We start from the raw sequence: 23,816 nt of genomic DNA, 5'->3' as shown, positions 1-23,816 counted from the left end.
TTATCTGAATTTTCGCATACACTACCAGTAGAATTTGCACGAATATTCATAATTATCTTCCACTTTCTAAAACTATTTTAAGAATCCTATTCGCCATAACATCCGCAGCATCGCGAATGCCATATCTCCATGATTTATCTCTCATATCTTCTAGACGCTTACTATCGTTCAATAAATCTAGGCACTCACTTCTTAACCATTGATCTGTAAAATCATCGTCATTAACCATGATTGCACCATTTGCATCAACAACAGGCTCAGCATTAAAACGCTGCTCACCATTACCAATAGGCAAAGGTACATATATTGCAGGCAAACCTAAAGCAGAAATTTCTGCAACTGTTCCTGCACCAGAACGGCATATAACTAAATCAGCACAAGCAAAAGCCCAATCTATTCGCTCTAAATATTCAGCTATATGATAATCGCCAAGACCTGCATGTTCAGGCTTAATATCATTTATATTTGAAGAACCAGCATGAACAGATACCAATGCTCGAACTGATTCAGCTTTACCACGACCAGTTAAATGAATTATTTGCGCTACTTTAAGCAAATCATCTGACGCATTCGCAACAGCGCGATTTATACTTGCAGCTCCTAAAGAACCTCCAGTAACCAATATAATTGGACGATTCGGATCTAATCCTAAATTATGAGCTCCTTGCTCTCTAGCAACATCACAATCAGCAGAAAGCTGTGTACAAAGTTGTGAAATAGCTGGACGCAAAGGCAATCCAACACGTTCAACACTAACACCTTTTTGAGTTTGCAATCCAGTTGATTCATAAACGGAACCAACCATAGATGCCCAACGAGCGCCAAGACGATTCGCCATACCTGCTCTAGCATTTTGTTCGTGAACTACAATCGGAATATGCATAGCATGCGCTTGAGCATAAACAGGAGCAGACGCATATCCACCAAACCCTACTACTATGTCTGCTTTACGCGAAGTTAAAATATCATGAACTTTGCGACTTTCACGTATCCATTTGAAAGGAAAACTAAGAGCATCTAAATTAGGTTTTCTAGGAAAAGGAACTTTTTCAATAACATCAAGTTCATATCCTGCTGAAGGAACTAAATCTTTCTCTAAACCAACAGAAGTACCAATAACACTGATGCAAGCATCAGCTTCGCGATTTTTTATAGCATCTGCTACAGCTAATAGAGGATTCACATGCCCAGCAGTGCCCCCACCAGCAAGAACAATATGTAAATGCTTTTCATTATCTGACTTCATTGACACCCCTAATCCACATTAAAATTCGATGAAACACTAAACAAAACTGCATATATTTTACACTAAAATAATTCTACTTGCGATTCCTAAGCATTGCGATTCCTAAGCATTACTATTCCTAAACATTACTATTCCTAAGCATTGCGATTCCTAAGCATTGCGATTCCTAAGTATTACTGAAATAACTTAACAACATTAGCGCACAGAATCTTTAGCACTTCCAACTTTACTTAAAGAAGATTTTTTTAATCCAGAAATCGGAACATTATAAACAATCAACGTTCTTAGATTTTCTCTCATTAAAGAATCAGCTACACCTATAGCAGCAAGACACATCACAAGCGATGAACCACCTGCAGAAACAAACGGCATAGGAACACCCATAACAGGCAATACTTGAACAACAACAAGAATATTAACTAAGCCTTGCCCAACAATCCAAGATGCAATACACACAAGAACTATAGATATAAACCTACTACGAGCTTTCAGTGCAGAAGCAATCAAACACCAACCAATAACTATATACAATGCAATAACGATAGAAGCTCCTAAAAAGCCCATTTCTTCACCAATAATCGCAAAAATAAAGTCATTATGAGCATAAGGCAAATAGTTCCATTTTTCACGAGAATTACCTATACCAACACCAAGAAAACCGCCAGATGCAATAGCATATTGAGCGTGAATAGACTGGAAACAAACGCCACGAATATCTTTTGCATCGCATCCATAGAAAGTAGCAAAAATTCTTCGCATACGATTTTGACTTGTAACAATCATCAACAACACGCCTGCAATAGCTAATCCAGCAATAACAAATAACCACTTAGTAGGGAAACCGCCAATGTAGAAAGACACGAAAGCAATAAAAATTACTATCAATGCCGTACCTAAATCCTTACCAGCAACAATAAGAAGAACAGGGAAAGCTAAACCAATAAGAACAGGAAAATAAGCTTTAAATCCAATACTCTTATAACGTTTCGCAGCAATCAACAACGCCATAGGAAGCCACATACATAATGCAAGCTTTGTTATCTCTGCAGGCTGCAACGAAATATAGCCTATTTTAATCCAACCAGCATTACCGTTAGCTTCGTGACGAATACCTGGAATCCACGTCAAAATTTGCATTGCGATTGCAAAAATATATATAAGTCCAATCTTCTTTCTATAGAAATTAGTTGGAACAACACGCGATAAAAGAAAATAAGCAATAAATCCAGCAATGCAAAATCCAGCTTGCCAAAGTCCTTTACCCCAAGGTGAATTATTCCTACTTATAAGCGTTATAGATGAACTAGAAATCACCATAAAAACACCAAAAACAGAAAGAAGTACAACAGATAATCTCAATCCATACAAACACCACAAAGGATTGAAAATACTACGAACTCCTATATATTTACGAAAAGCTGATTTTTGTAATTTTTTATTATTGAATGAAGTTTGAGATTCAGCTTCATTCGCGCTCTTCGCGTCATTCAATGATTCTTGCGCGTCATTGCCACCATTACCGCCATTACGATAATTAGAATTATCGAACAAACTAAAAGAATTAGTAGAAGACGAACCACTACTAACTGAACGAGAAGACTTATTAGAAGACTTATTAGAAGACTTATTAGAAGACTTAGAATTTTTAGAATCGCTTTCAACGTAATCAGACATTGAGATTACATGCGTTAGAGCATAAACAATATTGCGAACAATACTTCTAATTATGCTATGAACAACGCTAGAACTCTTCTTATCAGAACGCTTGCAAGAAAATCGTTTATTTGACATGATTTTGTACCCATCGTTGAGCTTCTTGAGCAAAGCGATTACCACGATCCGCATAAGAAACAAATTGATCCATTGAAGCACAAGCAGGAGCCATAAGAACTACATCTCCAGGTTCAGCATAATTTCCAGCAGCCTCAACAGCTTTGTGCATAACTTCCTGACCTAAAGAAGAATCAGGAGAAATAATATTCTCATTTTCTATCTCATTTACAAGAGAATCATCAACATTTTTATAAGAGTGAGAATATGAAGCATCAGGAGCAATTATTGTTACAGGTATATTTGAATCAGATTTACGTAAAGCTTCAATAATAGGTCTTTGATCTGTTCCAATAACAACTACAGCCTTAATGATTTCTTTAGAAGAAGCAACCAAATCTTCAAAATGAGAGCCTTTAGCTAATCCACCAGCAATCCATATTACTGATTTCTTAGAAAAACTAGATATCGATGCAGATGCAGCATGAGCATTAGTTGCTTTAGAATCATCAACAAAACGAATCGAATCTTCTGCACGTAAATTACTTGGCTTAAAACTTGCAACAGTTTGAATCCTATGTCCGCCTGGAGTAAAATCACACAATGCTTGAACAGCTTTACTCACATTATCTGTTACTCCAAAAGTTAAAGCCAAAGCAGTTAAAGCATCTGCTAATAAATGAGGATAAACTGTTCCATCTGGCTCACATAAATGTTTCAAATCTTTAATAAGAACAATGTTTTTAGGTTCTCCGTACTTAGCACCCGAAATACCACTTTTATCTACAATCCAACCATTTTCTACGCCAATTTCTCCATCTTTAGGAGCTTCAAGCGTAAAACCTACACGCTTACACCCAGATTCAATCTTCGCGCACTTAGCTAAAGCACAAACCCTAGAATCTTGAGCATTGTATACTAATACTTTTTTAACACCGTTAAAAACTTTAGATTTATCTGCAGCATATGCTTGAATCGAGCCATGCCAATCTAAATGATCTGCAGCAATATTAGTTATAGCTGCACAATCAAGATTCAAACAATTAGTAAAATGCAATTGGAAAGAGCTCAATTCTACGCAAAGCACATCATGACTTTTATCTAAAGCAGCATGAGATAAAGAATGGCCAATGTTTCCAACTGCTGGTGCATCAAAACCACATGCACTAAGCATAGATGAAGTCATTTCAGTAGTTGAAGTTTTACCGTTAGTACCAGTAATACCAACCCATAAAGCAGGAGAATTAGTTTTTTGAGATTTTACGCGAATACGCCACGCAAGATCTACTTCGCTCATGACTGGAATATTGTGTTTCTTTGCATCTAACAAAAACTTAGTACGAGGATTAAATACAGGAGATGTCACAACAGCGTCTATATTCGACCAATCTATCGCATTAAAATCATGAAGGTCTGCTTCAGGCTTATTTTCATCTACACTAATAGGACTTGCACCGATTTTATGCAATACTTCTACAGCTCCACGACCAGAAATACCCAAACCTGCAACAAGAACTCTGCGAAATGGAAATTCTTTGCAATTATCACTAAAATCGCATGTCATATTTGCCATCCTTAAATTGCAACCATTTAACTAACACAATCTAATTGCAACAATCCAATTATTATCTTCCGATTAAAAAGACAATCTTGGATTCAATCAAATCAATAATCCAGTACGACCAGCCCAATCTGCATAGAATATCATCAATGCAGAAAGCACAAACATAAACTCAATCATCCAGAAACGAACAACTACTTTTGTTTCAGTCCAACCGAGAAGCTCAAAATGGTGATGAATCGGAGCCATCTTAAACACTCTTTTATGAGTAAGCTTAAAGAAACCGACTTGAATAACATCACTCATAGTTTCAATCACAAATAATCCGCCTAAAATAACAGCCAAAAATTCTGTATGTGTAGCAATTGATAGTGATGCAAATAATCCACCCAAAGCCAAAGAGCCAGTATCTCCCATAAAGACTTGAGCAGGATTCGAATTAAACCATAAGAATCCGAAACATGCGACTCCTGCACAAACAGCAATAATAGTTAAATCAAGCGGATCGGAAACAGCGTAAGAAAATCCTGGTCTAACTGAACCTTTAACGTGATACGATTCCCAAAAAGCAATTAGCGCATAACCAGTAAACGCAATCATTGAAGATCCAGAAGCTAATCCATCTAAGCCATCAGCCAAATTAACAGCATTAGACCAAGCAGCTATTAAGAAATTAACCCAAACAATAAATAATATTGTGCCTATAAAAGTTCCAAAAATAGAGAAATCAAAAAATGGCTTCTCAATAAAACTCACGCCCATTTGAGCACTTGAGAATCCAGAAGGAGTTGGAAGAATAAGAGAAAGTAAAGCATACAAACTTGCAAAAATGATTTGGCCAGTAAGTTTAGCGCCAACAGAAAGACCTAAATTACGCTTTTTACGAACTTTAGCAAAATCATCAATAAACCCAAGCAAACCCATGGAAAGCATTGCAAATAACACGAGCACTGCAGACCACGAAGGAGCACGATTAGACGAGAAATAACGGTATAAAGCAGATGCAGACCATCCTGCAACAACAGCCAAGTTTATGACTACTCCACCCATAGTAGGCGTTCCACGCTTAACTTTATGAGATTGAGGACCATCTTGACGTATATATTGACCGTAATGCAAATGATTTACTAAACGAATCAAAAGAGGCGTTCCGATAATAGTTACAAGCAGAGCCACTAAGATTCCTACAATAAGAGCAATCAACGCTTAACCTCCATTTGACTACAAGATTCAACGCAAGTAACCTCTTGCTGTTTAGAAGATTGCAAACAATCCCATTTCTCAGCCAACGCGCTTAAACCAGACGCATGAGATCCTTTTAACAACACTACACTACGCGAATGCTGCGCAACAAGCGACCAAACTTTTTTATCTGCTTCAATCGTATCATGCACCAAAAAAACTTCTGTTTTTGATGCAGAATCATCTAATTTTTCAAGCGAATTATTTTTTGAAGAGCTTAATGCTCCATTTACAATACACTCAGCTAAATGATCTAAATCTTTAGAATCCTTAGAGCCGACTGCAATAATAGCGTTTATCTTATGCGAAACTGCATAAGCGCCAATATTGCCGTGAAGAAAATCTTCATCTTTTCCAAGTTCCAACATAGAACCAAGAACAGCAATACGAAATAGCGAATTATTATCACAACGTTCATAAGCACATAATCCATCAATTCCAGCTTTCATAGAATCTGGATTAGCATTGAAAGAATCATCAATAAGAGTGAAAGACTGATTATTATTATTATTATTGCAAACAGTTGAAACTTGCATACGATGAGGGCTTATATGCGAAACGTTATGCAAAACTTCAGCAATATCTTTTAACTTCATTCCAAAATATCTAGCGACATTAGCAGCAGCAAGAGCGTTCATAATATTATGCTCACCTTGCAACGAAAGATGGATATTTTGGCTAGATTCATGCGATTTAGATTCACTAACACCAGATTCCGTAGTCTTAGATTCACTAACGCCAGATTCACATGCATTAAACTCTTTAAATACAGCTGAAGCACAACCGTAGCTATCTAAACTCACATCTTCAGCAATAATGCAATACTGCGATTTTTTATTTTTAATTCCAAACCAACGTATTTTATCTTCATCAGCTAAAGATTGCATAGCAGCTACACGACTATCATCCGCATTCAAAACAGCAACGCCGTGAGGAACTAAGCCTTTTACAATCTCACTCTTTGCTTGAGCTATGCGCTCAACAGAACCAAATTCACCTAAATGAGCAACACCAACTTTTAACACAATAGCAATATCAGGAGGAGCAATATTAGTTAAATACGTGATTTCACCAACGTGATTAGCTCCCATTTCTGCTACTAAGAATCTAGTGTTTTCTCCAACACGCAAAGCTGTTAAAGGAAGACCGATTTCATTGTTAAATGAACCAATAGGCGCAACAGTTTCACCCATCTTCATTAACAATGTTCTAAGCATATCTTTTGTAGTCGTTTTACCAACAGAACCTGTAATGCCAATAATCGTAAAAGGAGAACTACTTTCACGGCGGCGCTCAATATTATGCTTTGCAAGATAACCTAAAGCTTTAACAGTATCTTTAACAACAATTTGAGGAAAACAAGAAGAAACACCAGAAACTAAATGGTTGACAATCGCAACTGAAGCGCCCACAGTTGCAGCTTTATCTACATAATCATGTCCATCTACACGCTCGCCTTGAATAGCTACAAATACAGAACCTTCGCGTACTTGCCGAGAATCACTACACGTATAAAAAGCGCAAACTTTATTACAATCATAAGACGCATCAACATGAACATCACCGTTCACTGCTTGCGCAATTTCGCTAACACTCATAGGCATCATGCCAATATGAGATTTGTAACTATCAGCGCTTTCAGTGCAGCTCATCAAATCCTCCTAATAACGATTTTGCATCGTATCGGCATACATCAGCATTATTCATTTCATGTTCATAACTTGTTCATGCAACAAAATACAAACGACCGAAATATATAATAGCAACAAAATCTTAAATTTTTGCATTATAACACGGCTATCAATGTATAACACGGCTATCAATGTAATTCACGAGATACTCGCAATGCACTTTTTATTGTTCCGCGGCGCACGCCAGCAGCGAGAACCATAGCAATAGAAAGAGAAAGATGACGATTCACATCTTTTCCACCAATGCTATCTACTAAATCAGCTAATTCATCTGATTCTTTAGTTCTAGTGATGCAATACGAACGCTCACGACAATAAAAGCCGTAACGCTGTTGCAAAGAATAGAAACTTACAACAGGCTTAACATCAACCTTTTGTACAAGTACATTAGAATCCTTAGAATCCAACTTAGAATCCAACTTAGAATCAGAATCGAAATCTTTAAAGCTCTCAGAATGAATAGTATTAGCATTAAAACTATTTTCACTACTATTACTATTCTCACTATTCTCATTTTTAGAAGAATCTTTATAGCTATTTCTACTTAAGAAATTCTTAATTGATTCTTCAGGAGGAGTTGGAGGAATCAGTGAAATTGTACGCTTCTCTTCGCTCTCTACACCTAAAACATCAATATTTACAGATTGCAAAGCATCTTTTTCTAACGTTTGAGAATTCAAAGCGATAACAACAGCAGCAGCACCATCTTCTACACAAACAGAAAGATTATGTTGTAAATCAGCAATTCCTAAAGGATAATCTAATTGCAATTCCCGTTGCAAAGATGAAGATCCAGCATCACTTATAACACCAACAGGATTACCAAGCATATGAAGAAAATCAGCTAAACGCAATACATTAGCGTGTATATCATCATCGTCATCTCCAGCAACAGCAAAAGTAGCTACACAAGAAGATGGATCGTTATTTACATCACAAACAAGCTTGCCAAGTGAAATTGGATTGAAAGAAGAAATAAGTAAAGGCATGCCAATATTATTCGCTTCTGACTTAAACTCAGGAGGAACAAGAGCAGCATAAGCACCTGCATCACGAGCAGCTTCCAATTGACGACGATCAACATGACATGTCGGCGCAAATAATGCACCAGGACGCACTTTACGCACATCTGAAGCAACAGAAGTCACAGTAACACCAGAACAAAATTCTGGAACTACTTCAAAACCGTAATTTTCAGCAGCATAACCTAACGTAACACGAGTTCTTGAAAACTCATCAACAGCATTCATATTCAATATTCACACTCGCTCTAACTTGTAATGCATTACCATTCTACAGCAGTTGCGTTTCCACGAGGAGCAGACAGAGGAATATCATACTTTTGCATCAAGAACTCACCAATTGTTTTAACTATAGGTGCTGCAGTAACAACACCATACGTTCCTCGAGGATTTTTCAATACAACTGTTATTGCAAATTTAGGATTGTCTGCAGGCATAACTGCAGCACAGTCAGCAACAATAGAAGTAAGACTTTTACCTGTTGAACCAGCAACCTGTGCAGTACCACTTTTAGCAGCAATACGATAGCCATCAATACGCAAGAATTTCTTATAAGATTCAGCAGTACTTTCCATAGCATCCATCATTTGAGATGCAACATTTTCATCCAAAACTCGCGTAGCTTCAGGACGCTTATTTTCACTCACTCTTCCACTAGGATCGATTACAGACTTAATAACAGATTGCTTTAGCTTTACACCTTTATTTGCAATAGTCGCGATTGCATTAGTTATTTGCAAAGCATTAGTAGCATATCCTTGACCAAACAAAACAGTATATTGCTTTCGTCCATCCCAAGATTGTGGACTAGATAAGATTCCTTTAGATTCACCTTGCAAATCTAAGCCAGTATATTGTCCAATACCAAATTTTGAAAGAAACTCATAACGCTTGTTATTAGGATACTTTTCGCCTGCTAGAATCATGCCAACATTAGAAGATTTTCTTAAAATTCCAGCCAAAGTCAAACGCTCAACACCATGGCTGTGAGCATCATGGAAAACTTGACCATTCTTGTTAATAGATCCTGGAACAGCGAATTGATCTGTAAGCTTATGAGCTCCACTTTGCAACATTCCAGCCATAGACAATGCTTTTCCAACAGAACCTGGCTCAAAAACTTGGCTAACAGCACGAGAAATATTGCGCTTAGCTTCTACGCTGCCAGCATCAATAGTATCTGTATCTTCAATTGCTAGGATTTGACCAGTGTGAATATCTTGCACAACAGCGATACCCCATTCAGCTTTATAAGTATTTTTACCATCCATTAAAGCTTTTTTAACATACCAATCAACATCGCTGTCAATAGTTAATTTCACATCGTTACCATTTACAGCAGGCTTTGTTTCCAAAACAGTTCCAGGAATGCGCTGAGAACCAGTTCCATTCCCCTGATAACGCTGATAACCGTCAACTCCAGTCAATTGTTTATCTTCACTTAATTCAATTCCTGAGATTCCAACATCACCTTTACGGCCTTTAGCTACTTTAGAATCAGTTTCTCCAGCATCAACAACAGCACCAATAAAAGATCCTAAAATATTACCGCTAGAGTACACACGCTTACTACTTTTCTCAGCGTAAATACATCCAGAAAGATTTAATTTATCAATTTTTTGCTTTTCTTCAGGACTTACATCACGCTTAATAACAGTATAACGTCCAGAAGTAGCTAATTTACCGCCAATTTCCATAGATGTCATATGTAAAACAGGAGCAAGCAAACGTGCAACCGCTAAAGCACCAGTTGCTTCAACAGGTTTTCCGTTAATTGAATGGCAATTATTCTTCGTTTTAGCACTACAAGCAGTAGGAATAAATGTTTGCGCATTCAAAGGATCGCCAATAATGTTGTATCTTTCAATACTTTGCGCTAACACAGTTCCATTAGCATCAAGTATTCGTCCACGACGAGCAACAATCTTACGCACTCTACTACGTTCTAATTGTGCAGCTTCAGCAGTTTGGCGAGAATTTATAATCTGCGCGGAACTGAGTTTAACTATAGCTACTGTAGCTAAGAACATAAAAAGGAATACGATAGTCATACATTTACGTGTAAATACACTGTATTGAGAAATGAATCTCTTTATAGCGTTGAACATTATCGTTTCTCCTGTGTTGCTGGTTTATTAGTCTTAATTTTTGATTTAGAAGTTTTATCTTTTTGTTCTCTTGTTTCTGACTTTTTATTAGAACCAGAATTAGAGTCAGATTTCTCAACAAAATTAGATCCAGACTTATCATTCTTAGAGCTGGATTTAGAATCTTTTTTATCATCATGCTTTTTCGCATAATCGCTTAAATCAATAGTGATTGCACCTTGTTGAGGAATCATACCCATTTCTTGAGCTTTAGCAGGCAACTGAGCTTCTAACGCATCCAATTGAGCTTGCTTACTTTCAAGATCTTGACGCTCTTTAGAAATAGCTATTTGTAATCTTGTTTGTTCAAAAGAAAGAGCAGCCATTTGCGTACGAATAGCTAATGAAACAGTTAGCGCAATAACTAGGAATAACACGATGATAATAATGTTAAAAACAGGAACCATACTCGTATTACTCCACGCAACAACCTTATTAAAATGCTCTAAAATAGGCGATTTAACAGATTCTGAATATGAGCGAGATTTATTCACGCTACCTGAATACTCATTACGAGTGTGCGTATCTTTAACACTTGATCTGCCAGCTGGAGCAGAAGAAGTAGACGAAGATACTCTTGGCAAACGATTTTTTAAAGAAGGCAATTTCATTATCTACCTCCTTTAGCGCGAGAAATACGATTAAAAGCAGACTTGCCATCTACACTTAACACACCTAAAGCTTCATCTTCAAAACGCTTACGGAAATGAGCAGGCAAATCACGCTTCAACTCAATTGCACGCAAACGAACGGATGCAGAACGAGTATTATGAGCTATTTCTTCACTAGAAGCTTTAATTGCTCCACGAGTCAAAGACTCAAAGAAAGGTTGCGCATCATCTGGAATTACAGGCATTGAAGACGGAACATCAACAGTTAAACCTTGATTCATAAAACGCTTAACTGTTATATCTTCCAAAGAATGATAAGACTCAACAACAAGACGCCCATTTTTACGCAAATACAAAGCAAGTTGAGGTAAAGTTCTAGAAAGCTTATCTAATTCTCCATTAACTTCGATTCTTAAAGCTTGGAATACACGCTTAGCAGGATTTCCAGGTGCTCTATGTGCTTTTGGAATAACATTATCTACTAAATCAACAAGTTGGCTAGAAGTAGTCAAAGGATTAGATTCACGAGTTTTAACAATTTTACGAGCAATAGGAGCAGCAAAACGCTCTTCACCGTATTCACGGAAAATTCTTATAAGACTTTTCTCATCATAAGTTGCAAGAATAGTTGCAGCAGTAGTTGATTGAGATACATCCATGCGCATATCTAAAGCAGCATCATGAGAATATGAAAATCCACGATTTGTTTCATCAATTTGCAAGCTTGATAATCCAAGATCCATAAAAGCAGCATCAATGAAATCAATTCCATGAGATTCAAGCACATCACTTACTTCATCAAATGCTGCATGTGCTGGAATAAAACGGTTTTCAAGACCTTCATTACGCATTCTGGCTGTAGCTAATGAAAGTGCTTCACTATCTCTATCTATTCCGACTAATGTTGCAAGAGGAGCAGCTTTCAAAAATGCACTAGCATGACCTGCAAGTCCTAAAGTGCAATCAACAACTATTGCTCCTTCATGATTTAGTGCAGGAGAAACAAGATCAACACATTCTTGTAGAAGTACAGGCTGGTGAATAGTTGTAATATCTGTCATCACATCACCACCGGAAGTACATCATCCGCAATATCAGCGTATCCCTGTTCGCGATCCGCAAGATATTCATTCCAAGCTGTCTTATTCCAAATTTCAGCACGAGTTCCAACGCCTATAACGACAATTTCATCTTCGAGATTTGCATATTCGCGAAGCATTGGAGGAACAACGATACGACCTTGTTTATCTGGTTCTTGATCAACCGCTCCAGAAAGAAATACTCGCAAATAATCGCGAGCAGATTTATTGCTCATTGAAGTATGCTGAATTTGAGAAGTTATACGCTGGAATTCTTGCATTGGGAGCACATAAACACATCTCTCTTGACCTCTAGCCATAACAAAACCAGTTCCCAATTGCGCACGAAACTTAGCAGGCAAAGCAACGCGACCCTTAGAATCAATCTTTGGAGTATACGTTCCTAAAAGTATGACAGATGTAGGCTGAGATACTTGCATCGGAGATTGCACAGGCATGGTGCGCAATTGAGCTTGCTGAGGGACTTGCTGAGGAGTCACCTGAGGAGCTTGAGGTGCTTGAGCATAATACATAGGCATTGCAGGCTGGCAATTAGGCGGCAAAGGAGAGTTAAACACCGGCTGAGGAGCTTGCTGAGCATAGTAACATGCAGAAGAATCTGAATAGTTTTGTGAATAAACTGCAGATGTTTGCGCATTCGCACTATTATTTGATGCTTTAGATTGATCATACTTTTGCACTGGCATATGCATTTTCTGAGAATTATTAACATCATTAGGCATAGCTTCAGAGGAAGAATTGGCAATATTGTGCGATTCTTTGCTATGTGAAGAACGTACCATACTACCACCTCCTTAACAATATGCGCTATGCCACGTGCACAATGCTCCCCATTTTACTCCACCCATCACCAAAAATCCCCACTTTTTACAAAAAATATATTTTTTTAATGAGGATTTTCCACTATTTTGATTTTTAAAAATTCAATTGAATGATTTTTCAGCTAAAAATCAAAGCTATAGGCAAAAAATCATAAAAAAAAAACGACATCCGAATAACGGATGCCGTTTCTTAATATCTAAACGAGTTATACTCAAGACATTGGATGAGCACTCTTAATAGTTACAGACATTTGACGACCATTAGGAGTGAAGTAAGTAACTGTATCTCCAGTATGCGCTCCCATAATAGCTGCACCAATTGGAGATTCAGGGCTAACTACATCGTATTCAGTTGCAACAGCAATATCTCTAGAACCAACTACATAAGTCATCTCTGTTCCAGCTAATTCAAGAACAACTAACGAGCCATTGCCAACTAAACCATCTTCTGGAGCTTCAAGAATCTTAGCGTTACGAAGCTTAACAATAAGCTCATTGATACGCCCTTCATTCTTACCTTGCTCCTCACGAGCAGCCTGATATCCTCCATTTTCAGACAAATCACCTTCAGCTCGTGCAGCTGCAATACGCTCAGTAATTTCTTCGCGATATTCGCCTTCTCTATGCTCTAACTCTTCTTTTAATTTGTCATACGCTTCTTGCGTCAACAAAATTGTTTTTTCTTCTTCCATAGCAATCTCCTTTACTCGACGCAACACGCAATTCAGCGAGTCGAAATAATATCAATCACAAATACAAGCGTAGCTCCACCAGGAATTCCAGCTTGAGGAACTCCACGAGAACCATATCCACACTCAGGAGGAATTGAAACCAACAAACGAGATCCAACATTATGACCCGGAACAGTACGATCCCAACCCTGAATTACCTGACCTACGCCAATTGCAAAACTTGCAGGAGTATGACGAGTAAAACTAGAATCAAACGGCTTATCTGAACCCCAAACAACTCCATGATAATTAACAGTTACAGTATCTCCTGAACGAACAAGAGGACCATCTCCCTCAACCAATTCAACAATCTTAAGACCTGCTGGCGGCGTGGCCGTTGGGAACGTCACCGTTGGCGTAGTACCAAACTCTGCAAGCACTTGCGGCATATCCTTTGACATTTTACCTCCTTTATAAACTTTTGAAACATGCTATAGGTTACACAATTATACAGTATTATGACGTGTTTTAGATTAGCACTCAAGTATTACGTTTACTATACACTTGCAACGCTAATAAACTAGTACATATTTACATACTTATACATACTTAAAATCTAACACTCAAGTTCACATTAAAAACTAGTACTAAAGTTCACATTAAAAACTAGCACTCAACGACATTTACAGCTAAACCGCCTTTAGAAGTTTCACGATACTTCGACATCATGTCGTGACCAGTTTCTTTCATAGTTTTAATTGCTTTATCTAAACTTACTATATGAGAACCATCTCCAAGCATAGCCATTCTAACAGCATTGATAGCAGTATTTGCAGCCATAGCATTACGCTCAATACACGGTATTTGCACAAGACCGCCAACAGGATCACAAGTTAAACCTAAATGATGCTCAATTCCTATTTCTGCAGCATTTTCAACTTGCTCAGGAGTTCCACCTAAAACCTCACACAATCCAGCAGCAGCCATAGAACAAGCAGAACCAACTTCACCTTGACAACCAACTTCTGCACCAGAAATAGAAGCATTCCTCTTAAACAAATAACCAACAGCTCCAGCAGCCAGCAAAAATCGCACAATACCATCTTCATCAGCAGAATCAACAAAACGCCAATAATATTGCAATACCGCAGGAATAATGCCAGCAGAGCCGTTAGTAGGAGCAGTTACAATACGCCCACCACCAGCATTTTCTTCACTTACAGCGAGCGCAAAAAGATTCACCCAAGCAGAATCAGAACTCTCTAAAGCGCAATCAGCGCGACATCTATCATTTCGCAACATATCTGAATTAGCAGAAAGTCTTTTATACATTCGTGGAGCACGACGAGGAACATCTAATCCTCCAGGCAAAATATTCTGAGTCGATTTGCAACCATTTTCAACGCATTTACTCATCACATTCCAAACATGTAATAAATAGTTGCGCACATAGCAAGAATCGCCTTCATGCAAAGCTAATTCATTTTGCCACACAACATCACTTATAGACATATGCTCTTTATTGCAAATAGAAATTAGCTCATCACACGAAATAAATGGATATGGAACTGTTGAATCTTTAATAGAGTCGTTATTTTTAGGATTATCTAATTTATTCGATTCATCACTTTCTGCATCAGTGCGATCATGCAATCCAACCATTGCATCATCAGGTTTGCCAATACGTATGAATCCTCCGCCAATTGAATACCATACTTGCTCATCAACTAAATCACCATTTGAATCAGTACAAACAAATCGCATACCATTTGGATGAACAACCATACGTTTCCATTTTTCAAAAATCACATCATTGTCATAATCAAAATCAATAGTATGCTCATGAGCAAGAGTTAAAGTACCACTTGCTTTACAATCTTGCCTAATAGTCATCATGTGCTCAGTGTCAACATCATCTGGAAGATTACCTTCAAGACCAGCAACACAAGCACGATCAGTACCATGACCTAAACCTGTAAGAGATAACGAGCCATAAAGTGTTACTGATACGTGTTTTACATTACGCAATATTCCTTTGTCTTTGAGAGAAGTAACAAAATCATAAGCAGCACGCATAGGCCCTACTGTGTGCGAAGAGCTAGGACCAACACCAACAGAAAACATTTCTAAAATACTGAACACAATTCTATTGTAAGCATAAAAGTAATGCACTTCGACACTTTACGAATATTATTCAGCGCTTAACGATATTATTCAACACTTTACGAATATTAAAAGATATCGTAACGCATACAAACCAAAGTATTACAGCACAAATAACAGCGCTAATCATAAATATGAGTTCAAATCCGTAAGTCGGTATATGAATTTCAAAGAATTTAGATACAAATGGTATAAAAGCACCTAAAACGCCAATCAAAGCAAAAAGCAATACCATAATTGCTCGCCATGAAAATAGAGGACGTGAAACTCTAGACAAGACTAGAATGCCAATTACGAAAACAATAACAGCGCATATGCTGCGAATAGTAGTAATACCTTGAATACTACCAATAAAAGCTGTTAAAAGTACAGATACTGCTATAGCAAAACCGCTAGGCAAAGCAAATCTTACAACCCTATTCAAGAATCCTGGCAAATATCTGCGTGTATTAGGAGCTAGAGCAAGCAAGAAAGCCGGAATTCCAATCGTCAATGAGCCAATATAAGTTATGTGTCTAGGCAAATAAGGGAAATGCAACCCAAGTAACACAACACCTGCAGAAATCAATGCAGAATACACAGTTTTTACTAAGAAAAGTCCAGCAACACGCTCCATATTTGCCATTACTTGACGCCCACGAGCTACGACATCCGGAAGATGTGAGAATTGAGAATCAACTAATACTACTTGCGCTACAGCCTTAGCAGCAGGAGCAGCATTACCCATTGCAATTCCAAGATCAGCTTCCTTCAAAGCAAGAGTATCGTTTACTCCATCACCAGTCATAGCAACAACATGACCGTTAATATGAAGAGCCTCAACAATAGCTTTCTTTTGCTCAGGAAGGACTCTTCCTAAAACATCAACGTTTTCAATAACTTTAGCTAATTCATGAATATCATCAGGAAGTTTACGAGCATCCATTGCTATTGGCTTTGCATCTCCAGTTAAACCAACTTTGCGAGCAACAGAAGCAACAGTTGTTGGATTATCTCCTGAAATCACTCTACATCTAACACCTTGATTGCGGAACCATTCAAGAGTCTTATACGCATCAGCACGCACTCTTTCAGAACAACGAACTAAAGCAATCGGCTTAGCTTTAGAGCAAATAGTAGGATTATCTGAAAAACTTTGTTTGTAATTATTTTTTACACACGCAAGCATAAGCACGCGTTCACCTTGTTCAGCATACGAATTAACAAGATTCAAAATTGAAGAATAATCTTCTTCGCACTCAAAAGAACTTGTTAATACTTCTGGAGCACCAATATACCAAGTAGCAAATTCAGAATTTGAAAATTCATAGCATATTGCACTCCATTTTCTTGAAGATGAGAATGGAAGTCTTACAGAAATATTTTCACTAGGCTTAATACCACTTTGCATTAAACCATCTATAATAGCTTTTCCAGTAGCATTTGGATTTTCTTCATTAGACAAATCGTAAAGAGCTTGAGAAATACTTAAATCACTTATGTCACTTAAATCACTTGGATAAGCTGTGTCGCTTAACTTATTTAAATCACTTAAACTAGATTCAAAATTATTAAGATTTTTTATTCCAACAAAAGCAATACCGCCATCTGTAATAGTTCCCGTTTTATCTAAATTCAAGCAATCAACTCTAGCTAAAGTTTCAACAGATTCTAGCTCTTGAACTAATGTATTCTTACGCGCAAGACGCATAGCAGCAACAGCAAAATTAAGAGATGTTAGCAATACAAGACCTTCAGGAATCATTCCAACAACTCCAGCCACAGCTGAAACTACAGCACCTCTCCACTCTCCAGTGCTCCACGCGTATACAAATCCTCCAACTTTATGCATTTGCGACCATACGAGCAATACGCATAAAGGCACAACTACAAAAGTCATATATTTTAAAATCTTATTTATTCCGCGACTTAAATCCGAAATAGTCTTTGTATAAACTTTTGCTTGGCAAGCTAACTTAGAAGCATAACTATTCTCCCCTACTGCAATCACTCGAGTTAAAGCTACTCCAGAAACTGCTGTAGAGCCAGAATATACGCAATCGCCAGTAATTTTACGCACTGTAGCAGATTCGCCTGTAAGCATGGATTCATCCATCTCAAGACCCCACGAATCTAAAACTTCTACATCTGCTGGAACTTGTTCGCCAGAACGCACCCATAGCAAATCGCCAAGTACTATATTTTTATGCTCAACTTCTACATTTTCATTATTTCGTCTAACTATTGAACGCGATGCTATAAGAATAGAAAGTTTATCTAAAGTATGCTTTGCTTTAAGTTCTGTAACAATACCAATACCAGTATTAACTAAAATTACTGCCCCAAAAACAGCATCTTTCCATGAGCCAGTAGACAAAACTACAACCATTGCAATAAAAATAATCGCATTAAAAAGCGTGAAAACATTGGATCTAACTATATCTACAATAGAACGTGAAGTTCTTTTAGACGTAATGTTTACATCACCTTTTAACACAGCTTGTTCAACTTGCGAATCCGATAAACCATTCTCTTCAACATACGGAAGTGATGCTTCAGAATGCGAATAGGCTCTCAAAGAATTGGATTCCTTAGAAGATTTAATATCATTATTACTATTTGATAATTTATCTTTCATCAACAATCACTTCCTTTTCATGTGGAATATTGTCAATTATTGCACGAACAATTTTAGATAAAGACGTTTTTTTAATATTTCTATTTTTAATCGTTTTTGTTATTTTTTCTTTATCTTTTAAATACGTTGGGAAATAAGCTTTAGCTGCATAAAGCGTAGTATCGCTAGGAGGTTTTATAGGATTAACTAACAAAACAGGAATTCCTGCACGCCTAACATCAAGCAAAGCAGATTCCCATTTTCTTAACGATGACATGTTTTCGCTACTTTTAGACTTCGATTTATTAGACTTCGATTTATTAGATTGCTTAGATGAGCTATTTTTATTAGAAAAAGCAGACGAATCAGACGACTTATAAGAATCAGACGAATCATACGAATCACTATCGTCATGAGAATTAACGTTAATCTCGTTAATAATCACTAAAGAAGACCTACGGCTAGAAGCATCGCGAATAGCATCATAAGCTGCACTAGCAGGATTTTTAATATCTGAAATAGAAACATAAGATGCTTTCATTCCAGAATTAGCGCAAGAATCAAGAACTGAAGTATCAAGAGAGAAAGAAGATGAACCTATAAGAACAATATGAATATCATTCACATCAATTCCATCATGAACAATATCGTTAGATTTACCAGAATCCCCAACAGCTTCACCTTGCGGCTCGCATGCTGTAAGAGAAACAATCATTACAGCTACTGAAACTAGTGTAAAAAATCTAAAAACAACACGCATATTGATTAAATTAAGGTCAAACTATGCGACTGGAGCAGACGCACGCTGAGAATCCTCAGTTCTCTCATTTTTATCTTCAGGCGGTAATTGACACAACCATTCACCAACAATTCCAATAATCATGTCAATAAAGCAAACTAACGCTGCTATAGAACATTCACGAACAACAGATGCATAAATAGGAACTTCACTATGAGAAACACTCATAACAATTTGCCCAATGTACCAGCCTATTAAAATTGCACAAGCCATACCCAATGACTTAGAAAGCATGAGTGCAATAACGAATTTACGATGATTCGGCACCTTGCGATCTTCAGGTTTCGCTGTTGCATATTGATGAGTTTGCCAAGCAAGTACAAAAGTTGTAATACCTAGAATAATCATTACTAGAATCACAATCCATGGCGCTCCAGCAACCATAATTGCACTGGATTCAGTCATAGAAACAGACATTGCGCCAAGCACAAATCCGCCTATACAACCAAGTACAAAATACCACCAAGGAGTACGATAAGCTTTCATTAGCAATTCCCCATAATCCAACGTTCTGAATAAATACCAACATTTGGAGAATCAGGCGTAAACGCCATCAAATACCCTATAGGATTTCCATCAATAAAAGCATCTTTTTCAACTTGATCCCATGGAAGTAACTCAGCAGCTGAAAGCTTAGACAAAACAATACTTGCATCTTTAGCTTCCAAAATACTTGTATCAACTGATTTCGTAGATTTTTCTGGAGCACTATACAAACGCATTCCAATAATATGAATTTGTATATCTTTAGAATGAGCACGAGAAATTTGTAACAATCGTTGAATAGTATCGTATTCATCAACATTTGAAGACACAACAAATACAGCAGAATATTCGTCTGAAGAATCACTACTTACAATATAAAGAGCGGAAATTCCGTCAATTCGCATCACTACTTTTTTGCTTTGCTCACAAGCTACCATGCTATCGAACATTGCTAAACGAGTAACATCTTTAGCAGGACCACGCATAGCTACAATCGTAGTAGTTTTCATAGGGAAATATTGAGAAGGACGAGGCTTATATTCCGAATCAGTGTCTTCACACTCATAACTGACAGCATCGCTTCCACAATCTATAACATTATCGTCATATTGCATACCGCTAAAGTAATCATCAAGCCTACTATCATCTTCGCAGTCATATGACAAGAATGATTTATGATTAGTAAATCCTAAATTCTTTAGTGAAGGAACACCATTTTCCAGGTTAATATAATCATCTTCACTTAAGTTTTCAGCATCATTTTTAGAAGAAAATACGTTTTTATTTGCATGACGAGCGTGAGAATCTTCATTATCGTTTAATGAATCTTCTACTGAATTATCGAATGAATCTTCTTCTGAATCATCACCTGAATCATCATAAGATTTGCTCAAGCTATTATTTGAATCTTGATTGTTATTTAAATCAGACTCTTTACTATCATCATTTTCATAAGGTTTGTAAGAGTCAGGAATATATCTCTCATCGTCATAGTCGAAATCATCATAATTCAAATCATAATTAGGATAAGAAGGAGCAGACAAAGATTTCATTGGATTTTCAAGAGAATTATCAACATCATCTGCAACTCTTCGAAGAGTCACAGAAATATCATCTAATTCAACATTCAAACCATTTGAAGAATCAGTTGACTTAGAAGACTCAGCTGGCTCATGAGAAGAAGAAACATGATTAGAATCACTATTTTCTTTAACTTCGCAAACCTTTATATCACTCTCAGCAGTATTATCATTTTCTTTATTCGCGCGAAAAGCTGCATGAACAGTAATTTCAGCTTCATTGACTTGCCATGAGCGCAAAGCGGAATCAATCAATCTACCAGCTACAAGCTCAAGAGTAATAGAAGGATTGCTAAGAATATAATCTTCACTCTCGCACGCACGTAAATCTCTAGCAAGACGTTGAGTAACTTGAGCTATATCAATTGTTTGAGAAACTTCACCTTTTACAGCAGCATGAAGAAAAAGACGTAATGCTACATCAACTCCAGTAATACAATAGGGGCCAATAAGAACGTTCCCACCTTTAGGCCTAATCCCTGTAAATTTGATGGCATCCATATTGACCCCCTTTTTTCACTCTCGAGCGATTACTTAATAATAATCATTTATTTATATCTTTATACAACTTAAATAACTAAGCAACAATACTTAAAAGATTTTATTTCCAAATATTCACTTAGTTATAAAGATATTTATTTACAATGATTTACAAAATAACCTTATCTACTAGAAATACTAATCAGCGTTTTGTTTATCAGAAACATTACGCTTCAAAACTTCTGGAATTTCAACAGGAGGAATATCAGAATCTGGTCGTTGCTCGTTTGAAAGCCACAAATCACGTTCAGGAGCTTTACGAATATTACTAAATATTTCTTTTAGCTCTTTCTCGTTCAAAGTTTCTTTTACAAGCAATTGACGAACTAACTCATCTAACACATCGCGATTATTATTGATAATCTCCCATGCTTCGCTATGAGCAGTTTCAATAAGATTATGAACTTCCTCATCTATTACTTCAGCAGTACGATTTGAGAACTTTCTAGGCTGCAAAGAATCAAGAGAGCCAGAAGAATCATCATCAGCATCCATCCACTTTACAGAACCAAGCTTAGATGAAAAACCGTACTCAACTACCATCTTCCTTGCAATTGCAGTAGCTTTCTCAATATCGTTAGAAGCTCCTGTAGTTGGATCATGGAATACAACTTCTTCAGCAGTTCTTCCACCCATAGCATAAGCCATTTGATCAAGCAATTCATTTCTAGATTCAGAATAGCGATCTGCAGTAGGCATAACAGCTGTGTATCCAAGAGCGCGCCCACGAGGCAAAATCGTCACTTTTGTGACTGGATCAGTATGATGCAATGCAGCAGCAACAAGCGCGTGACCGCCTTCATGATAAGCAGTATTTCGTAACTCATCTAGAGCCATTCCCTTTGACCTTCTACGAGGTCCTGCTTGAACACGATCTATAGCTTCATCAATAGCGCGATTATCAATCAATTGAGCGCCAGAACGAGCACACAAAAGTGCAGCTTCGTTAAGTACATTAGCTAAATCAGCACCAGTGAAACCAGGAGTACGAACAGCAACCATGTGCAAATCAACATCTGGAACAAAAGGCTTACCTTTAGCATGTACCTTCAGAATCGCCTCACGTCCTTCCAAATCAGGCGCTTCTACAGCAACTTGACGATCAAAACGACCCGGTCGGAGTAATGCAGGATCTAGAACGTCTGGACGATTAGTCGCTGCAATAATAATCAAATTCGTATCATTATCGAAGCCATCCATTTCCACGAGAAGCTGGTTCAAAGTTTGCTCACGTTCATCGTGTCCACCATTCATACCGCTACCACGACGACGTCCAACTGCATCAATCTCATCAATAAAAATAATTGCAGGAGCATTCTTCTTTGCTTCATCGAAAAGCTCACGCACACGAGAAGCACCAAGACCAACAAACATCTCAACAAAGTCAGAACCAGCCATAGCATAGAACGGTACTCCTGCTTCGCCAGCTATAGCGCGAGCTAACAAAGTCTTACCAGTTCCTGGAGGGCCATAAAGTAACACACCTCTCGGAATCCTAGCACCCAAAGCTTTATAACGAGATGGATCTTTTAAGAAGTCCTTAATCTCTTCAACTTCTTCAACTGCAGACTGTTCACCTGCAACATCAGAAAACTTAGTATTAGGAGTTTTACCTTCAATAAGTTTTCCTCGTCCGCGAGGTCCACCCATTCCAAGAAAACTACTTGCATTGCCTCCCATTTTGCTAAACAAGAGCCAAATCATGCCGAGGAAAATGAAAATAGGCAAAAGTGAAGTAAACAAGTAAGAAAGAATACCAGACTGCTGAATGTTCACATTCCAACCATTTACAGGCTTAGCATCTTTAACTTGCTTAACAATATCTTTAGATTGAGCATAAACGTAGTAGAATTGCACTTCCTTACCATAATCTCGCTTTTGCTTACTTCGAGTATCTAATTTACGGAAGTTTTCATTTAACGTAAGCTTAACTAATTGCTTATTATCAATGATTTCTACGTAATTCGCCTTATGCGATTTCAACAAAGATATACCATCATTTGTGTCTATATTTTGCGCTCCATTATGCGCAAACATCTGGAAACCGACTATGGAAAGTAGAACTAAAAGTATAATCCAAGTCCAAGGCGATTTCCAAAATGGCTTACGAGAATCGTCATTATCTTGACGATTATCGCGATTATCATTCCCTTTTTTGCCGTCTTTACGAGGGGATCGTGGATTCATAAATGGATTATTGTTATCCCCTCCACCAAGAGGATTTCCCATTGGACCACGCGGTGTCATAGGAGAAGCGCCCATACAATCAGG

General features: G+C 37.5%; 18 protein-coding genes. All 18 read right to left on the bottom strand.

What is annotated here, in order from left to right; all coding sequences use genetic code 11:
* Positions 1-52: 52 nt before the first annotated feature.
* The gene (murG, locus tag HXT27_RS03765) at positions 53-1,246 is read right to left on the bottom strand and encodes an undecaprenyldiphospho-muramoylpentapeptide beta-N-acetylglucosaminyltransferase (protein ID WP_103042893.1); all 1,194 of its coding nucleotides are present in this window, start codon (positions 1,244-1,246) and stop codon (positions 53-55) included.
* Between the two features lie 195 nt (positions 1,247-1,441).
* Positions 1,442-2,920 carry an FtsW/RodA/SpoVE family cell cycle protein gene (locus HXT27_RS03760; RefSeq protein WP_103043263.1) on the bottom strand — a complete coding sequence of 493 codons (1,479 nt, stop codon included), beginning with the start codon at positions 2,918-2,920 and terminating at the stop codon, positions 1,442-1,444.
* Between the two features lie 106 nt (positions 2,921-3,026).
* Positions 3,027-4,589 carry a UDP-N-acetylmuramoyl-L-alanine--D-glutamate ligase gene (gene murD, locus HXT27_RS03755; RefSeq protein ID WP_103042892.1) on the bottom strand — a complete coding sequence of 521 codons (1,563 nt, stop codon included), beginning with the start codon at positions 4,587-4,589 and terminating at the stop codon, positions 3,027-3,029.
* Between the two features lie 87 nt (positions 4,590-4,676).
* A complete protein-coding gene (gene mraY, locus HXT27_RS03750) occupies positions 4,677-5,780 on the bottom strand; it encodes a phospho-N-acetylmuramoyl-pentapeptide-transferase (protein ID WP_103042891.1) in 1,104 nt (367 codons plus the stop codon).
* Positions 5,777-7,471, bottom strand: coding sequence for a UDP-N-acetylmuramoyl-tripeptide--D-alanyl-D-alanine ligase (locus tag HXT27_RS03745; protein ID WP_103042890.1), 1,695 nt, complete (start codon positions 7,469-7,471; stop codon positions 5,777-5,779). The genes mraY and HXT27_RS03745 overlap by 4 nt, the downstream gene beginning before the upstream one ends.
* A gap of 167 nt (positions 7,472-7,638) precedes the next feature.
* On the bottom strand, positions 7,639-8,760 hold the full coding sequence (locus HXT27_RS03740) for a UDP-N-acetylmuramyl peptide synthase (RefSeq protein ID WP_103042889.1): 1,122 nt from the start codon (positions 8,758-8,760) through the stop codon (positions 7,639-7,641).
* Between the two features lie 35 nt (positions 8,761-8,795).
* Positions 8,796-10,640: a peptidoglycan D,D-transpeptidase FtsI family protein gene (locus HXT27_RS03735; RefSeq protein WP_103042888.1), complete on the bottom strand. Its 1,845-nt coding sequence runs from the start codon at positions 10,638-10,640 to the stop codon at positions 8,796-8,798.
* Positions 10,640-11,290 (bottom strand): hypothetical protein, encoded by a 651-nt coding sequence (locus tag HXT27_RS03730; RefSeq protein ID WP_103042887.1) that lies wholly within the window; start codon positions 11,288-11,290, stop codon positions 10,640-10,642. Before HXT27_RS03730 ends, HXT27_RS03735 begins: the two co-directional genes overlap by 1 nt.
* Positions 11,290-12,351 (bottom strand): 16S rRNA (cytosine(1402)-N(4))-methyltransferase RsmH, encoded by a 1,062-nt coding sequence (rsmH, locus tag HXT27_RS03725; RefSeq protein ID WP_103042886.1) that lies wholly within the window; start codon positions 12,349-12,351, stop codon positions 11,290-11,292. The genes HXT27_RS03730 and rsmH overlap by 1 nt, the downstream gene beginning before the upstream one ends.
* Positions 12,351-13,172 (bottom strand): division/cell wall cluster transcriptional repressor MraZ, encoded by an 822-nt coding sequence (gene mraZ / locus HXT27_RS03720; protein WP_199172706.1) that lies wholly within the window; start codon positions 13,170-13,172, stop codon positions 12,351-12,353. The genes rsmH and mraZ overlap by 1 nt, the downstream gene beginning before the upstream one ends.
* Before the next feature lie 251 nt (positions 13,173-13,423).
* Entirely contained in the window at positions 13,424-13,903 is a 480-nt protein-coding gene (locus HXT27_RS03715; RefSeq protein ID WP_075523042.1) for a GreA/GreB family elongation factor, read from the bottom strand.
* A gap of 32 nt (positions 13,904-13,935) precedes the next feature.
* Entirely contained in the window at positions 13,936-14,343 is a 408-nt protein-coding gene (locus HXT27_RS03710; protein ID WP_075523041.1) for an FKBP-type peptidyl-prolyl cis-trans isomerase, read from the bottom strand.
* A gap of 205 nt (positions 14,344-14,548) precedes the next feature.
* Positions 14,549-16,024, bottom strand: a complete 1,476-nt coding sequence (locus tag HXT27_RS03705; RefSeq protein ID WP_255408279.1) for an L-serine ammonia-lyase — start codon at positions 16,022-16,024, stop codon at positions 14,549-14,551.
* A 52-nt stretch (positions 16,025-16,076) separates the two neighbouring features.
* A complete protein-coding gene (locus HXT27_RS03700; RefSeq protein WP_103042885.1) occupies positions 16,077-18,662 on the bottom strand; it encodes an HAD-IC family P-type ATPase in 2,586 nt (861 codons plus the stop codon).
* Complete coding sequence (locus HXT27_RS03695; protein ID WP_103042884.1) at positions 18,652-19,356, bottom strand: hypothetical protein; 705 nt, start codon at positions 19,354-19,356, stop codon at positions 18,652-18,654. Before HXT27_RS03695 ends, HXT27_RS03700 begins: the two co-directional genes overlap by 11 nt.
* 66 nt (positions 19,357-19,422) lie before the next feature.
* Positions 19,423-19,926, bottom strand: coding sequence for a DUF3180 domain-containing protein (locus HXT27_RS03690; RefSeq protein WP_075523038.1), 504 nt, complete (start codon positions 19,924-19,926; stop codon positions 19,423-19,425).
* Positions 19,926-21,506, bottom strand: a complete 1,581-nt coding sequence (locus HXT27_RS03685) for a hypothetical protein (protein ID WP_103042883.1) — start codon at positions 21,504-21,506, stop codon at positions 19,926-19,928. The genes HXT27_RS03690 and HXT27_RS03685 overlap by 1 nt, the downstream gene beginning before the upstream one ends.
* Positions 21,507-21,683: 177 nt before the next feature.
* Positions 21,684-23,807 (bottom strand): ATP-dependent zinc metalloprotease FtsH, encoded by a 2,124-nt coding sequence (gene ftsH, locus HXT27_RS03680; RefSeq protein WP_075523036.1) that lies wholly within the window; start codon positions 23,805-23,807, stop codon positions 21,684-21,686.
* Positions 23,808-23,816: the final 9 nt, after the last annotated feature.

Origin of the sequence: Gardnerella bivia (assembly GCF_049262715.1) — a bacterium.
Classification (GTDB): domain Bacteria; phylum Actinomycetota; class Actinomycetes; order Actinomycetales; family Bifidobacteriaceae; genus Bifidobacterium; species Bifidobacterium vaginale_A.
Note: the sequence above shows the minus strand (reverse complement) of the source record. Positions and strands in the feature narration are given on the sequence as shown.